16 protein-coding genes are annotated in these 15,070 nt (G+C 39.9%); 11 read left to right on the top strand and 5 right to left on the bottom strand.

The window, feature by feature from the left end:
- Window positions 1-32: 32 nt before the first annotated feature.
- Genes EXH44_RS08515 through EXH44_RS08540 form a run of 6 tightly spaced genes read left to right on the top strand, consistent with a single transcriptional unit; the run spans window position 33 to window position 7,241 of the window.
- The gene (locus tag EXH44_RS08515; protein ID WP_162857080.1) at window positions 33-959 is read left to right on the top strand and encodes a carbohydrate ABC transporter permease; all 927 of its coding nucleotides are present in this window, start codon (window positions 33-35) and stop codon (window positions 957-959) included.
- A complete protein-coding gene (locus EXH44_RS08520; RefSeq protein ID WP_135672955.1) occupies window positions 959-1,798 on the top strand; it encodes a carbohydrate ABC transporter permease in 840 nt (279 codons plus the stop codon). Before EXH44_RS08515 ends, EXH44_RS08520 begins: the two co-directional genes overlap by 1 nt.
- Before the next feature lie 11 nt (window positions 1,799-1,809).
- The gene (locus EXH44_RS08525) at window positions 1,810-3,174 is read left to right on the top strand and encodes a leucyl aminopeptidase family protein (RefSeq protein ID WP_162857081.1); all 1,365 of its coding nucleotides are present in this window, start codon (window positions 1,810-1,812) and stop codon (window positions 3,172-3,174) included.
- Window positions 3,175-3,184: 10 nt separating this feature from the next.
- Window positions 3,185-4,270, top strand: coding sequence for an ABC transporter ATP-binding protein (locus EXH44_RS08530; protein ID WP_162857082.1), 1,086 nt, complete (start codon window positions 3,185-3,187; stop codon window positions 4,268-4,270).
- A gap of 10 nt (window positions 4,271-4,280) precedes the next feature.
- A complete protein-coding gene (locus tag EXH44_RS08535) occupies window positions 4,281-5,204 on the top strand; it encodes a glycosylasparaginase (RefSeq protein WP_135672961.1) in 924 nt (307 codons plus the stop codon).
- A gap of 36 nt (window positions 5,205-5,240) precedes the next feature.
- Entirely contained in the window at window positions 5,241-7,241 is a 2,001-nt protein-coding gene (locus EXH44_RS08540) for an alpha-amylase family protein (RefSeq protein WP_208717131.1), read from the top strand.
- A 2-nt stretch (window positions 7,242-7,243) separates the two neighbouring features.
- Here EXH44_RS08540 and EXH44_RS08545 read toward each other — a convergent pair whose 3' ends face one another.
- The 5 genes from EXH44_RS08545 to alr all read right to left on the bottom strand — a co-directional run bounded on the left by EXH44_RS08545 (window position 7,244) and on the right by alr (window position 12,548).
- Window positions 7,244-7,972, bottom strand: coding sequence for a copper homeostasis protein CutC (locus tag EXH44_RS08545; protein ID WP_162857084.1), 729 nt, complete (start codon window positions 7,970-7,972; stop codon window positions 7,244-7,246).
- Between the two features lie 4 nt (window positions 7,973-7,976).
- Window positions 7,977-8,966: a galactose-1-epimerase gene (locus EXH44_RS08550; RefSeq protein ID WP_162857085.1), complete on the bottom strand. Its 990-nt coding sequence runs from the start codon at window positions 8,964-8,966 to the stop codon at window positions 7,977-7,979.
- Between the two features lie 23 nt (window positions 8,967-8,989).
- Window positions 8,990-10,144 (bottom strand): galactokinase, encoded by a 1,155-nt coding sequence (gene galK, locus EXH44_RS08555; protein WP_162857086.1) that lies wholly within the window; start codon window positions 10,142-10,144, stop codon window positions 8,990-8,992.
- Window positions 10,145-10,221: 77 nt separating this feature from the next.
- Window positions 10,222-11,274 (bottom strand): UDP-glucose--hexose-1-phosphate uridylyltransferase, encoded by a 1,053-nt coding sequence (locus tag EXH44_RS08560; protein ID WP_162857087.1) that lies wholly within the window; start codon window positions 11,272-11,274, stop codon window positions 10,222-10,224.
- Window positions 11,275-11,423: 149 nt separating this feature from the next.
- Complete coding sequence (alr, locus tag EXH44_RS08565) at window positions 11,424-12,548, bottom strand: alanine racemase (RefSeq protein WP_162857088.1); 1,125 nt, start codon at window positions 12,546-12,548, stop codon at window positions 11,424-11,426.
- Between the two features lie 122 nt (window positions 12,549-12,670).
- Between alr and EXH44_RS08570 the strand changes: the two genes are divergently transcribed.
- From EXH44_RS08570 to EXH44_RS08590, 5 genes are all read left to right on the top strand, one after another.
- Window positions 12,671-13,591 (top strand): SPFH domain-containing protein, encoded by a 921-nt coding sequence (locus EXH44_RS08570; protein ID WP_162857089.1) that lies wholly within the window; start codon window positions 12,671-12,673, stop codon window positions 13,589-13,591.
- A 9-nt stretch (window positions 13,592-13,600) separates the two neighbouring features.
- Window positions 13,601-14,041, top strand: a complete 441-nt coding sequence (locus EXH44_RS08575) for an NfeD family protein (protein WP_162857090.1) — start codon at window positions 13,601-13,603, stop codon at window positions 14,039-14,041.
- A 109-nt stretch (window positions 14,042-14,150) separates the two neighbouring features.
- On the top strand, window positions 14,151-14,300 hold the full coding sequence (locus EXH44_RS08580) for a hypothetical protein (RefSeq protein WP_162857091.1): 150 nt from the start codon (window positions 14,151-14,153) through the stop codon (window positions 14,298-14,300).
- 316 nt (window positions 14,301-14,616) lie between these two features.
- Entirely contained in the window at window positions 14,617-14,802 is a 186-nt protein-coding gene (locus tag EXH44_RS08585; protein WP_162857092.1) for a hypothetical protein, read from the top strand.
- Complete coding sequence (locus EXH44_RS08590; RefSeq protein WP_162857093.1) at window positions 14,802-15,059, top strand: hypothetical protein; 258 nt, start codon at window positions 14,802-14,804, stop codon at window positions 15,057-15,059. Before EXH44_RS08585 ends, EXH44_RS08590 begins: the two co-directional genes overlap by 1 nt.
- The last annotated feature ends 11 nt before the right edge of the window (window positions 15,060-15,070 follow it).

Consider the following 15,070-nt stretch of genomic DNA (forward strand, 5'->3'; position numbering starts at 1 on the left):
TTAATGTTGGATGTTTTGTTAAGGAGCTAAAGATGAAATATTTAAAAGGAATGTTACACGATCATCGTGTCGCTTATATTTTGTTACTTCCCTTTATTATTCTTTATTTAACGTTCAGTGTTTTCCCTATCTTTTTTTCAGGGTTTCTCTCGTTTTATGCTTGGAATCCAGTTAAAGGCTTGTCTTCAATGGAGTTCGTTGGATGGGAAAATTACTATTATGCGTTAACAGATGATGTATTTTGGTTATCTTTATGGAACACCATTAAAATTTCTTTTATTTCAGGTGTTTCACAACATGTATTAGCCATTTCGCTAGCCTATATTTTGTTACATATTATTACTCGTGGTGCTGAATTTTTTAAAGCAGCGATTTTCTTACCTTATATCACATCGAGTGTTGCTGTCAGCCTAGTTGTTTTTAATATCTTTGCTCCGTCTGGTATTGTTAATGAAGCATTACGTAGCATTGCAGATACCTTACGACTTGAAATGTTATTACCCATTGATTTTTTTGATGTGGAATGGATTCGTTTGACCATAGCCAATCAAGTTACATGGAAATATACCGGTATCAATACCGTCATTTATATGACAGGTATTGCCTCTGTCTCTAAAGAATTATATGAAGCTATTGATATTGATGGCGCAAATAAGTGGCAAAAATTCCGTTATATTACTTTACCGCTTCTCGTTCCTTATATTTTCTTTGCGACATTAATGACGATTATCGGCAATATGCAAATGTTTGAAGAACCGATGATGCTAACTAAAGGTGTCGGTGGTGTTTCAAATTCAGGGATGACGGTTTCACTTTACCTATATAAAATGGGATGGGATTGGAATGATATGGGAACAGCCTCGGCAATTGCTTGGGCATTATTCCTCATTACCTCGCTTTTTAGTGCAATATTCTTCTTACTATTTGGTAAGCGTGGCATTAAAAAAGGAGGTGAATAATGTATATCGGAAAAAATAAAGTCAGATTCGATATTGCTAAATTTATTATTTATATTTTCGTTTCTATTTTAGCGTTTATCTCGATCTTTCCGTTCTTTTGGTCTGCATTATTATCAACACAAGATACGGCATCTATTATGGGAATGTCTTTAAGCTTTGGCGATCAATTTTTCCAAAATTATCAGGACTTAGCAAAAGATATTCCGTTTAATAAAGCCATGGTAAATACCTTTATTATTACTGTGCTTTCAACGCTGAATTCGGTCGCTGTTTCTGCAGCAGCGGGTTATGCTTTTGCTATTTATAATTTTAAAGGTAAAAATTTGATTTTTACCACACTTCTTCTCACTATGATGGTGCCATCTGTCGTGAATTTAGTGCCTTACTTCCTTATTATTAAACAACTTTCCTTAATTAATACGCTGACTGCAATTTGGCTACCTGCTGGAGTCAATATTTTTGGGGTCTTTTTAATACGGCAATATGTAGCTTCGTCAATTCCAAGAGAAATTTTTGATAGTGCGAGAGTGGACGGATTAAATGAACTTCAAATCTTCTTCCGTATAGGTTTGCCGATGATGCGCTCTTGTTTATTGACTGTGGCTATTATGGTGATAGTGGCATCTTGGAATAACTTCATGCTCCCACTCATTGCATTACAAACACCAGATACACAAATTTTGACATTGGTATTACGTTCATTGAATGGGGCAACAGCAACACCTTGGAACTTAGTTATGACGGGGAGTTTCTTAGCGATGTTGCCATTACTGATTATCTTCATTTTCTTCTCTAAGAAAATGATGGAAAGTTTAACAGAGGGTGCAGTAAAAGGTTAAAGGGGTCAAAAATGAATACATTTACGTTTAAATTTCCACATAATACTAAAAAAGCAAGAGTCGTTTATCTTGCTTTGGGCTATGACAATAAACTCTCTTTTAAATTAGAGAGTGAAAACTATGATGCAGAATGTTACAAGCGGTCATTTTCTATCGAAAATTTGCAAGATATTGGATATTTAGCAGCGAAGCAATTTAGTCAAGCAAAGGCTATTACATTTGAGATAGAAAGTAGTGTTATTCAACAATTTGGTACAGAAACATTAATTCAATGGTTAGGCTTTGGGCTTTACCTCTCAGCCTATCAATATCGCCATAAAACCGAAGCTGTGCTTGATGTTCAAACACCTGAAATTCAACTAGACACAGAAGATCACGTACTGTTAGAAACATTCCACATTAGCCAAATTCTTGCCAAAGCACAGCTTATTTCTAGAGAGTTGATGAATCTACCAAGTAACGTGCTATATCCAGAATCCTTTGTCGAAGCAGTCAAGCAATTAAATATTCCCCATATCGAATTGGGTGTTTTAGATGAAACTGAGTTAGAAGCAGAGAAATTTGGCGGTTTACTCTGTATCTCACAAGGTTCTGCAAGGGAAGCTAGACTGTTAACCTTGAAATATCAAGTGCCAAATGCAACAAAAAGTATTGCATTGGTCGGGAAGGGCGTCACTTTTGATACAGGTGGGATCAGTATTAAGGCTGCTCGCTTAATGAGTACAATGAAATTTGATATGGGCGGTGCAGCCGCAGTGGTTGGGGCAATCTATGCCATTTCACAGCTTCAACTACCTATTAATGTAATCGGCTTGTGTGGATTAGTCGAAAATATGCCGTCTGGCAATGCGATTAAACCTGGCGATGTTGTGATGATGCGCTCTCAAACCAGTGTCGAAATTATTTCCACAGATGCAGAAGGCAGAATGGTATTAGCGGATGTATTAGATTATGCCCAAGAAAAATATCAACCTGATTATCTGATTGATATTGCAACACTTACCGGTGGAGCAGGTGTTGCATTAGGCAAAGGCTATGCTGCACTAATGGGAAATGATGGGGAGTTTATTGAACAAATTCGAATAGCAGGTGAGCATTGCGCAGAAAGAGTTTGGCATATGCCAACGGGAGATTGGTTTGATACTCCCCTTGAATGTGCTTATGCGGATTTACGTCACGGAAGTGAAGATCCACATGGAAGCCCTTGTGTTGCTGCGACTTTCCTACAACACTTCGTTAAAGATGGACAACCTTGGGCACATTTAGATATTGCAGCCATGTCCCGTGATTTAGCTCACCGGAAAATCTATGGTGAAACCGCTTCTGGTTTTGGAGCTTTATTATTGACCCATCTTTGTCAAAATTTAAGTCGCTAAGGAGAGAAAAATGGCTTATGTTCATCTAAAAGAGTTAGCCAAAGTCTATAAAAATGGCTTTAATGCCATTAAAAGTGCATCTTTAGAAATTGAAAAAGGTGAGTTTGTCATTTTGCTTGGTCCGTCCGGTTGTGGCAAATCGACATTACTTCGTATGATTGCTGGGCTTGAAAGCATTAGTAGTGGTGAGTTGATTATTGATGGAAAAGTCGTTAATCACGAATTACCTAAAGATCGTGATATTGCGATGGTTTTCCAAAGCTATGCGCTTTATCCTCATATGACTGTTTATGAAAATATGGCATTGGCATTAAAAATACGAAAAGTCGATAAAAATGAAATCGATTCATTAATTCGAAATATTGCTGAAATGCTCAATCTCACGCCATTTTTAAACTCGAAACCAGGACAACTCTCAGGCGGGCAACGACAACGTGTGGCATTAGGGCGAGCGATTGTAAGACGGCCAAAAGTGTTTCTTTTTGATGAACCTCTTTCAAATTTAGATGCAAAGCTGAGAAGTAAAATGCGTAAAGAGATTTGTGCGTTACATCAAGAGATTAATGCGACCATCATCTATGTTACACACGATCAAGTTGAGGCGATGACAATGGGGGATAAAGTTGTCGTATTAGATCAAGGGGTTATTCAACAAATCGGCTCACCTAAAACGCTTTATGAACACCCTACTAATAAGTTTGTCGCAGGATTTATTGGTTCACCAATGATTAATTTCATTGATGTTGATGTGAAGGTGCAAGGGGAACAACTTATTCTGTCTGCTGATAGTAGCTACAAACAAACACTTTCTCTTTCCGCATTTCCACAACTGGCTTCCTATCATGGTAAAAAAGTGTGCTTAGGAATTCGCCCAGAAGATTTACTTTTATCTGATACCCAAGATGAAGGATTTATCGGCGAGTTTGATTATAGTGAATATCTTGGTTCAGAATCGAATTTCTCAATGACCTTAAAAAATGGTGAAAGTGTCATGTTTAGAACACCGAGTAGCCAAACGATCAGTAAACAGAGTCGTTTAATCCCCAATATTGAACGCCTACATTTCTTTGATATTGATACACAGCAACGGATTTAGGAGAGCAAGAATGATTTTGATTGCAAACTCGGAAGCCTATCCAGGCTTTGCTGAAACGGTAGCACGATTAAAACAGAAACAAGAAGGATTAAGAGCCATGATAGAGGGGATCAAATTGGTTGAATTAGATCCCCGTGTAAGAACGGTTGGGCGTGGTGGTTGGCCGAATGTGCTTGGTGATGTGGAACTAGATGCTTCAGTCATGGATGGTGACAATTTAAGAACTGGAGCAGTCGGTGCTTTACAAGGTTTCTTACATCCTGTCGAAGTTGCCTATCGTGTGATGACGGACTTAAACCACGAAATTTTAGTGGGTGAGGGAGCAGCTCGATTTGCCAAAGAAATCGGTGCTTTAGAAGGTGAAAATCTCATTGAAAATTCGAAAGAAGTGTGGTGGAAAAAATTAGAAGAATCTATGACTGAGTCTGAAAAACAAGCTTTTCCCAATATTCCTTTAGCCAAACTTTCTAATAATGCAACAGATCCTGAAAGAGTTAGGGATACTACAGTCTTTTTATGTCGTGATGCGAATCAAAAATTAAGCGTTGCAACTTCTACATCTGGTTGGGCGTGGAAATATCCGGGAAGACTAGGCGACAGCCCAATAGTTGGTGCAGGTTTATATGCTGATAGCCGTTATGGTGCTTGTGCTTGTACTCATACGGGAGAAATGTCTATTCGTTGTTCGACAGCACATTCGGTAGTGTTCTATATGAAGATGGGAATGACTTTAGAACAAGCGGTTTATGAAGCAATAAAAGATCTCCAATATTTAAAAGATGGCTATACAGAAGGAGTGACCATTCACGCTATTGATAAAAATGATCAACATAAAGTCGTCAGTTTAAATTGCCCAGGTCCAATTACCTATTGGTTTTGGCAAGACGGAATGGATGAGCCTGAAGAGCGAGAGGCAGAAATCATCACTACTTAAATTTGCAAAAAATTCACGAAAAAGGACCGCTTGCTTATGTCATTCGCACCAAGACAAATTCACCTTGATTTTCATACTAGCGCATTAATACCTGATGTGGCTAACCATTTTGATGCTGAAAAATTTATTGAAATGCTCAAAACCGCTAAGGTAACTTCTATTACCTGCTTTGCGAGATGCCACCATGGAATGCTCTATTACCCCTCTAAAGTTCACTCTGCTGCAATCCACCCTCATTTACAACGAGATCTTTTGGGGGAACAGTTAGCAATTTGTAAAGCAAATGGTGTGAAGGCTCCGGTATATATGCCAATTCAATGGGATCAATTTGTTTCAGAAAATTATCCTGAATGGTGTATGCGAACAAAAGAGGGAAAAGATATCGTCGCCTCTTGGTCAAAAGCAGGTTATTTTGAAGATGGATTCTACACTTTCCTTTGCGTGAATTCTGCTTATCGCCAATATGTATTTGATGAAGTGGATGAGCTACAACGCCTTTACGATATAGATGGTTTTTTCTTTGATATTGTTTATCCAAGAGCTTGCTATTGCGTTAACTGCTTGAAGAAAATGCGACAAAATCAAGTTGATATTTATGACGAAAAAGCAGTGCTGGCATTTTCAGTCAAAACCCTAGCAGAATTCAAAAAGGAATTAAGCCAACGAGTTTGGAAAAATAAACCGAATGCGACGGTGTATTACAACACATCGCATATTCACCCGGGGTATCGTCATTTTCTCGATGCAATTTCTCACGTAGAAGTCGAATCATTACCCTCTGGCGGATGGGGATACGATCATTTTCCGGTTGTAGGACGTTATGCGAGAACACTTGGCAAGCCTGTAATGGGCATGACAGGGAAATTTCATACCTATTGGGGCGATTTTCATTCCCTGAAAAATCAAGAAGCTCTAGAGTATGAATGCTTTTTAACAAATGCAATAGGGGCTTATGTTTCTGTTGGCGATCAAATGCACCCAGATGGACAGCTTTCTCCAGCTGGCTATCAACTTATTGAACGTGTTTTTTCACAGCTTCAAGCCGTAGAAGAATTTAGCCATAATGTGACCGCTGTGACAGAAATAGCCGTGCTTAATCCCGAAGAGAATAAACAAGATGCTGATCTGAATGTGGGTAATGCACTCATTGGTGCAACACGTTTACTGCAAGAATGTGCTTTCCAATTTGACATTATTGATAGTTATAGCGATTTTACAGCGTATAAGCTATTAATTTTGGTCGATAGTTATCGTTTATCTGAAAAGGTGATTGAAAAATTAAATCAGTATATGCAACAAGGCGGAAAACTGTTAGCGACAGGTAAATCGCCATTTAATACGGATTTAACTGAAAATCTACTTGCTGATTTTCCAGTTATTCCGCAAGGTAAAGTGCCGTTTAGCCCTGATTATTTACGGATTAACGATAGTTACAATATTGATTTACCTAAAGAAGAACTTGTGATGTATCAAGGGGGCGTTCAAACGGAAGCAACAATGAACTCCGTAGTACTTGCCCATACGGTTAAACCTTATTTTAATCGTCAAGGACGAGAGTTCTGCTCTCATCAACATACACCCTCAAGCCATCAAGTCTCTCACCCAGCATTAGTGAATAGCTCGAATGTGACTTACTTCGCTAATCCAGTTTTTAGCATTTATGCACAAAAAGCGCCTAGATGGGTAAGGACATTAGTAGAAGAGCGATGTTTAGCTTTATTGAATGGTAGTAAATTGGTTAATCATAATGGGCCACGCTCATTGATTGCTTTATTAAATCATCAAGCAGATAGAAAACGTTATATTTTGCATTTACTTCATTATGTCCCTGAAAATAAATGCAAAGATCTATTGATTGTGGACAGTAAATTACCGCTATATCACATTCAGCTTTCCATCAAACTGTCTAACATTAAAAATGTATATCCAATCAAACAAGAAAGCCACCTTACTCGACTGCAATTAGCACAAGATAGGCTTTCATTTGAATTAGATAAATTAGAAGGCTATCAACTGATTTGTTTGGAATATGATTAACCTTAATTCGCAATATTCGTAAGGATATTGCGAATTTTTTCACTGTCCGCAATATCCAATAAGTCGTCTTGCGATGCACTGCCCATTTTGGCTGTACTAGCTAAGTGCATTTTGCTTTTGCGCTGCCCTTTGGCTGAAAAATGAATTTCAGGCACTTGGGTTTGTTCAATGATTTGTTTAACATTATCTGCATTGACCCCACAGCCAGCCATTACTTGAATACGCCCATTCGCTTGTTTGACTAACTGCTGAATCACTGGAATCCCCTCAAAAGCCGTTGTAGCTTGCCCCGATGTCAAAATACGATGGCAACCTAAGTCGATAAGGTGTTCAAGAGCAACAAAGGGATCTTTACAGAGATCAAAAGCTCGATGAAAAGTGATCTCCATACCTTGTGAGGCCTTAACTAATAGTTCTGTCGTCGCTAAATCAATCTCACCATTTGCAGATAATGCCCCAAAAACGACCGCTTGTATGCCAAGCTGTTTGGCAGTGGCAATATCGTTGAGCATTATCTGAGTTTCATCTTCGCTATACAGAAAATCACCGGCTCGGGGGCGGATCATCAATGCTAGGGGAATGGTTGAAATGTGTTGAGCCTGTTGAATAAAGCCGAAATTTGGTGTTAAGCCACCAACCGCAAGGGCAGAGCATAGCTCAATACGATCAATCGGAAATTGATTTGCGGTAATGACCGATTCTAGATTATCGACACAGATCTCAACTTTCATTTATTTATTCCTCCACGATAAAGCGATAATGAATGTGGTGCTGATAAGGCTCGTTTGCTTTGCTGATTCCGCCATAGTGCCACCATTCAGGGTGGTTTGGGGTGTCAGGGAAAAACTCAGGTTCTAAGGCGACTCCTGCATAATTAGGATAGCTTCCGCCCGTCAAATTAGGCTGTCCGCTCAGCCAGTTCCCTGTATAAACTTGTAATGCAGGTTTGCTGGTGCTAAGCTCAAGACGAAGATTATCATAAGTTAAAACAGCATCAGGCTGACAAACGGTCAGATCTTGGCAATGTTTTGCAAGTAAAAAGGCGTGGTCGTAACCTTTGACCGCTTGTTGATCAGTATCAACCAGTAAATCTTGTTCGATCATTTTTGCTGTGCGGAAATCAAAACTCGTTCCATCAACAGCTTTTAATGGCTCGTTCGGAATGCCGTTAGCACCGACAGGCAAGTATTTCTCTGCGTTGAGTTGTAGGCTATGTTGATGAATGGTCGGTTCATTAGAAAGATTGAAATAGGCGTGGTTGGTAAAGCAGAGCGGTGTATCTTGAGAACTTACTGCATTAAATTCAATCTCAAGCTGATTGCCGTTCAAACGATAAACGACAGTCGCAGTCACTTCACCGCCAAAGCCTTCTTCACCATCTGCAAAAATTTTATGAAAAGTAACCGCTTGTTCATTTGCCGATTGCACCTGCCATACACATTTATCTGCCCCGATTTCCCCACCGTGCAAATTATTTTCCCCGTTATTTTTTGCCAAGGTGAACTTTTGCCCATTAAGTTCAAAGCTACCATTTGCAATACGGTTGGCATAACGCCCTACCGTTGCACCGAAATAGGCTGATTGCTCTTGCCAACGCTCAGGTGTGGTAGTCACTAATACTTCTCGTTGTTCATTTGGTAATTTAACTACGCAAGAAAGCCAAGATGCACCAAAGTCAGATAGGGTGATTTTGAGATGATCGTTTTCAAGGGTATAAATTTTCATATTTGCTCTCACTGATTTATTAATTAAACCACTCTCACCCCATCACTTGCTGTGCAAACATAGAAAGTTTCTTGAATGCCGGTTTGTTTTTGGTAGTTTTCTGCGATAAGTTTACGCAACGCTTCCACTTTTTCATTTGGAACTAAGCAGATAATACAACCGCCGAAACCACCGCCTGTCATTCTTGCACCGCCATTTTTGCCGATAGCGACTTGAGCTAATTCAACTAGATAGTCAATTTCTGGGATAGTGATTTCAAAATCATCACGCATTGAGTCGTGGGATTCGCCCATTAGTACACCTAATTTTTGCATATCGTTGGCTTTCAAGGCTTCAACTGCTTCTAGTACACGATGATTTTCGCTGATAACGTGTTTTGCACGTTTGTAGGCTAATTCATTAAGCTGTTGTAACTCTGCCGCGCGCTCAATAAATTGTTCAGGGCTAACATCTCTTAAGGCTTTAACGCCAAAGAATTGTGCCGCAAATTCACACTCTTGACGGCGACTGTTATATTCCCCTGTAACTAAATCGTGTTTGACGTTAGAGTTAATGATCGCAATGGAATAGCCTTGTGGAACAGGGGTTGGGCTAATGTCTAAACTACGACAGTCGATCATCACAAGGTGATCTTTTTGTCCTAATGCTGAAGTAAGCTGATCCATATTGCCACAATTTGCACCGACAAATTTATTCTCGGCACGTTGTCCGATTAGGGCGATCTCCGCTAGACTAATCGGTAAATTACCTAACACTTGACAGGTTTTACCGATAGAAATTTCAAGAGCAGCGGACGAACTTAGCCCTGAAGACATCGGCACATCACTGGTCATTGCAATATCTGCCCCTTGAATAAATTCAGGGCAACGCTCTTGAATATATTTCACCACGCCACGCACATAGTTTTTCCATTTATCTTCACTTTGTGGAATTTCTTTTTTAATATCAAAGGCATCGGTTTCGTTAATATCAATCGCATAGACACGCCAAATGGAGTCGTCACGTTTAGCAAAACTCACTGCCATACCGTAATTGATCGCACAAGGCATCACGAAGCCATCGTTATAATCGGTATGTTCACCGATAATATTCACACGACCTGGGGCAAAAACGGTTTGTTGTGACGAATAACCAAAATGTTGTTCAAATTGAGTTTGAGAGAGTTGGATTGGACTCATTGTTATCTTCCTTTTCACTATTTTTATTTCCCTCCCTCGCTTGCGGGGAGGGTTAGGGTGGGGGGAAATTAAAGTATTTATCTTTGTTTATAATGAACATCTTCACTCACCGCTCTTAATTTTTCAGCGGCTTGCTCTGGGGTTAAATCCCGTTGGGCTTCAGCTAACATCTCATAGCCGACCATAAATTTCCGCACCGTTGCCGAACGTAATAGCGGCGGATAGAAATAAGCGTGAAGTTGCCAATGTTCAATATCTTGCCCATCTTTAAAGAACGGAGCAAAATGCCAGCCCATTGAATAAGGGAAAGCACATTCAAACAGATTATCATAACGGCAAGTGAGCTTTTTAATCGCAAGGGCTAAGTCATCTTTTTCCGCTTCGCTCAATTCACTCATTCGTTTGATATGACGCTTTGGCATCAAAATGGTTTCATAAGGCCACGCCGCCCAATACGGCACAACAGCAAGCCAATGTTCTGTTTCTGTAACGGTTCGTGTGCCATCTTTTAGTTCCGCTTGAGCATAATCGACCAATAAATTTGAGCCGTATTGTTCATAGTAACGACGTAAATTTTTATCCTTAGTTGCAATTTCATTCGGTAAAAACGAGTTGGCCCAAATTTGCCCGTGTGGGTGTGGTTGTGAGCAACCCATCATCGCCCCTTTATTTTCAAAGGCTTGAACCCACAGATAATCTTTGCCTAGCTCTTCTAATTGAGCATTCCAAGTATCAACTACACCACGAATTTTTTCCACAGGTAATTCGGGGAGCGTTTTACTATGATCAGGCGAAAAACAAATCACCCTAGCTAAACCACGTACCCCTTGAATTTTAAATAACGGATTGTCAGATGGCGGAGCATCTGGCGTATCTTGCATCAAAGCGGCAAAATCGTTGGCAAATACATAAGTGCCTTGATAATCAGGGTTTACATCGCCTGAAACACGGGTATTCGTCGGACAGAGAAAACACTTTTCATCATAACTCGGTAGCTGTTCAACCGCCGCTTTATCCACTTGACCGCTCCACGGACGTTTCGCTCGATGAGGTGAAACTAAAATCCACTCATCTTTCAATGGATTATAACGGCGGTGCGGATGATCATTTAACTCAAATTTCTGGCTCATTTGGAGTATCCTTTCAAAAAATCAGAATTAAATGGAGTATAAACGAAAATACTAAAAAGAGTATGTGAAGCAGATCACAAAATAGGAATGGTAGAACGACAAGCGGTGAGATTTATCTAATTTTTTGCAAATCTCACCGCTTGTAAGTCTTAATCTTTGTACTCAATAATAACCCTTGGGGTTAATTTGGTTATCAGCTCATAATTGATAACGCCAATGGCTTCAGCGACTTCTTCGATTAACAATTTCTCTCCCCAAAGTTCTACTTCATCGCCGACTTTGTCTTGGCTATCTACACCGAGATCAACGGTCATCATATCCATTGAAACACGCCCAACAATCGGCACTTTTCTGCCATTAATAAATACAGGTGTGCCTTCAGGGGCGTTGCGTGGATATCCATCGCCATAGCCAATCGCAACTACGCCAATTTTAGTGTCTTGCGGGCTGACCCAAGCTCCGCCGTAGCCAACAGGTTCGCCCGCTTTATGGGTTCTGACAGCAATTAATGAAGAAGAGAGTGTCATCACAGGTTTAAAACCTAAGTCGGTAATTGGCTGAGCGTGTGGTGAAATACCGTGCATAATAATCCCTGGACGCACCCAGTCATAATGGGCTTCTTTCCAATACAAAATACCGCTTGATGCAGAAATACTGCGTTCCACATCATAATTTCGGCTCACCGCTTCAAAGGTAGCGATTTGTTTTTCCGTATAGCCACAATCTGGTTCGTCTGCTCGGCTAAAGTGGCTGACGAAATTGATGTTTTCAACTAAAGGACACTGTTTTAAACGTTGATAAAATTCAGGAACTTGTTCTGGGTGAACACCTAAGCGGTGCATTCCCGTATCAATTTTTAGCCAAACGGTAATCGGGAAATAGATTTTTGTTTTTCGTTTCCAAAAGCCTTTCTCTTTTTCGGCTTGCCATTCTTGAGCGACTTTTTCAAGCAATTCTAGTTGTTCAATGCAATGGATAACGGTATCAAAACGGCGGGAGAGTGTTTTGAGCAACTCTTCACGATCAAAAAAACCTTCAAGCAACAAAATTTTACCTGCATAGCCACTTTCTTGAATGGTTAGGGCTTCTTTTATCCGTGCAACACCAAAGGCTTCCACCTGATCTTCTAGGTTTTTTATCACTGGACGAATACCTTGTCCGTAAGCATTGGCTTTGACGACAGCACAAATTTTACTGTTCGGGGCAAGGGATTTTATTAAGCGCATATTGTGACGTAATGCATTACCATTGATCGTTGCTGTTGCGGGTTTCATGTGAGTTCCATCCTTAATTATCATGAGTCAAATTATACGCCTAAATTTGTAAAAATCCTTATAAATTAGGGTGAAAATGGTTACTATATCGTCATCATTCGTTCTAGTTTAAGGAGAAGACTATGTTGTTTGAGCTTGATTTTGCCATGGTGCCGATTGTATTTGTGGTTTTGGTGGTATTTATCCTGTTATCCACCATTAAGACTGTGCCACAAGGCTTTCATTGGACGATTGAACGCTTTGGGCGTTATACCAAAACTTTAACGCCAGGGTTAAATATCGTCGTGCCTTTTATTGATCGTGTTGGACGTAAGATCAATATGATGGAACAAGTCTTGGATATTCCATCACAAGAAGTGATTTCTAAGGATAATGCAAGCGTGGCAATCGATGCTGTATGCTTTGTTCAAGTGATTGATGCACGCCGAGCGGCTTATGAAGTGAATCATTTAGAACAGGCGATTGTGAATTTGACCATGACCAATATGCGTACCGTTTTAGGTTCAATGGATTTAGATGATATGCTCTCACAGCGAGATCTGATCAATGGCAGATTATTAGCGATTGTGGATGAAGCGACAAATATTTGGGGAGTAAAAGTCACCCGTATTGAAATCCGAGACGTTCGCCCACCAAAAGAGCTTGTGGAAGCAATGAATGCACAGATGAAGGCAGAACGTAATAAACGTGCGGATATTTTAGAAGCAGAAGGGATTCGTCAGGCAGAAATTTTGCGTGCTGAAGGGGAAAAACAAGCTCGCATTCTAAAAGCAGAAGGGGAGCGACAAGAAGCCTTTTTACAAGCGGAAGCCCGTGAGCGTGCCGCAGAAGCCGAAGCGAAAGCAACGCAAATGGTATCTGAAGCGATAGCGAGTGGTGATACCAAAGCGATTAATTACTTTATTGCTCAAAAATATACGGAAGCGATTCGTGAAATTGGCTCTGCGGACAACAGTAAAGTGGTGCTTATGCCGTTAGAAGCAGGGAATTTAATTGGTTCGGTGGCAGGTATTGCGGAGTTACTTAAGAGCGATAAGAAATAGGGGGAAGTGATGGAATGGCTTTCAGGTTGGACAGTGTGGCTGATTTTCGGCTTTATATTACTGATCTTAGAAACGGTTATCGCAGGGATTTTTATTATGTGGTGGGGCTTTGCGGCACTGATTGTTGCACTCATGGTCGCATTATTTCCTGATGTTGCTTTTGGCTGGCAAGCCACAATCTTTGCAGTATTAGCAGTACTCTTTAGCGTAGCATGGTGGAAATATCAACATAGTAAAGATAAGCAAGAAGATCAGAATGTAGATCTGAATGCACGAGATCACGCTATGATCGGCTCGCAAGGTGTGATCGTCGAAATCCTTGAAAATGGTATCGCCCGTGGCAAATTTGGCGATACCACTTGGCGAGTAGTTGGAGCAGAATTGAACCTAGGCGATACCGTGACTGTGGTTAAAGTGGATGGTATTACTTTGTTTGTAGTGAAGAAATAGTCTTTAAACTACGCCTTGTGTTAATTATCTATATAAACAAGCGGTGACTTTTCTGCAGTATTTTGCAAAAGTGACTGCGGTTATTTTTCCTTATAGGTGAAGTTTAGAAATGGAAGCAGTGAACGATAAAATTATTTTAAGTAAGCCTAAAGCCGTGAGAGAAGGGTGGGCTATGTCAGCACAAGAAATAGCATTAGCTGAAGATGATAAGGTATTGCTTGATGTTCCTGCTGAAAATGAGGATGAATGGGTATGGTAAGAGATGAAATTTATTTAGTAAATCTTACTCCAAAATAAGGGAGTTAAATTCAAAAAACTGCTTCTTGCATAATTATTTAACCACCCGACCACTTACTCACAACTTTAATCCCCCCAATAACTACGGGCTTTTGTCCCGCACCTTTTTGTATTCCTGTTGAATTTCAAGGCAAGAAAGCAAGGACTATGTTTATCCTGTTTCATTATCCCATTTTCGGGCCATTCATTACCATAATGAATGATACTTTCTACTTGACGTAGAAAGTATCATTAACAATTAATGCTAAACCCAACGGAGCTAGATTATGAAGGCTTATATGATTGAATATACATACGATGGACTACCTGCCACCCGTTCTTTTCATTTTGTCGATGCAAGAAATGAAAAAATAGCTCGTATTCTTGCAGAAGAATATATTTTACGTTTACTTGAATTACGTTTCAAAAAGCAAATGGCTTTTGAAATTGTGAGTTTTAAAGAGTTAAGTGAAGGGGCTGAATAATGTTAAAGAAATTATTGTTAGGCCTAATTGGGTTAAGTATTGCTTTTAGCGCTCATGCCCAAGTTATTAATACAAAATCTGATCTGTATGATTTTCTATCTATGCGTGCTAGAAATGCAGGTTTTGATATTTTTGAGCGAAAAGGAAACATTTTCATACAAGCTTCCAACGATATTGGTTTCATGATCACTGGGCTTTCTGAAAACCCAAACCAACTGAATTTTGCAGCTGTCAAGAGAAATTGCACTGTGTCTTAAAAGATGGAACA

Origin of the sequence: Actinobacillus indolicus (assembly GCF_004519515.1) — a bacterium.
GTDB lineage: Bacteria > Pseudomonadota > Gammaproteobacteria > Enterobacterales > Pasteurellaceae > Glaesserella > Glaesserella indolica_A.

Excerpts from the sequence above, each read along its gene's own strand:
- EXH44_RS08585 (WP_162857092.1), top strand. The coding sequence starts at position 14,617 with ATGATTGAATATACATACGATGGACTACCTGCCACCCGTTCTTTTCAT.
- EXH44_RS08520 (WP_135672955.1), top strand. The coding sequence starts at position 959 with ATGTATATCGGAAAAAATAAAGTCAGATTCGATATTGCTAAATTTATT.
- alr (WP_162857088.1), bottom strand. The coding sequence starts at position 12,548 with ATGAAACCCGCAACAGCAACGATCAATGGTAATGCATTACGTCACAAT.
- EXH44_RS08580 (WP_162857091.1), top strand. The coding sequence starts at position 14,151 with ATGGAAGCAGTGAACGATAAAATTATTTTAAGTAAGCCTAAAGCCGTG.
- galK (WP_162857086.1), bottom strand. The coding sequence starts at position 10,144 with ATGAGTCCAATCCAACTCTCTCAAACTCAATTTGAACAACATTTTGGT.
- EXH44_RS08535 (WP_135672961.1), top strand. The coding sequence starts at position 4,281 with ATGATTTTGATTGCAAACTCGGAAGCCTATCCAGGCTTTGCTGAAACG.
- EXH44_RS08530 (WP_162857082.1), top strand. The coding sequence starts at position 3,185 with ATGGCTTATGTTCATCTAAAAGAGTTAGCCAAAGTCTATAAAAATGGC.
- EXH44_RS08570 (WP_162857089.1), top strand. The coding sequence starts at position 12,671 with ATGTTGTTTGAGCTTGATTTTGCCATGGTGCCGATTGTATTTGTGGTT.
- EXH44_RS08590 (WP_162857093.1), top strand. The coding sequence starts at position 14,802 with ATGTTAAAGAAATTATTGTTAGGCCTAATTGGGTTAAGTATTGCTTTT.
- EXH44_RS08575 (WP_162857090.1), top strand. The coding sequence starts at position 13,601 with ATGGAATGGCTTTCAGGTTGGACAGTGTGGCTGATTTTCGGCTTTATA.
- EXH44_RS08545 (WP_162857084.1), bottom strand. The coding sequence starts at position 7,972 with ATGAAAGTTGAGATCTGTGTCGATAATCTAGAATCGGTCATTACCGCA.
- EXH44_RS08515 (WP_162857080.1), top strand. The coding sequence starts at position 33 with ATGAAATATTTAAAAGGAATGTTACACGATCATCGTGTCGCTTATATT.
- EXH44_RS08550 (WP_162857085.1), bottom strand. The coding sequence starts at position 8,966 with ATGAAAATTTATACCCTTGAAAACGATCATCTCAAAATCACCCTATCT.
- EXH44_RS08560 (WP_162857087.1), bottom strand. The coding sequence starts at position 11,274 with ATGAGCCAGAAATTTGAGTTAAATGATCATCCGCACCGCCGTTATAAT.
- EXH44_RS08540 (WP_208717131.1), top strand. The coding sequence starts at position 5,241 with ATGTCATTCGCACCAAGACAAATTCACCTTGATTTTCATACTAGCGCA.
- EXH44_RS08525 (WP_162857081.1), top strand. The coding sequence starts at position 1,810 with ATGAATACATTTACGTTTAAATTTCCACATAATACTAAAAAAGCAAGA.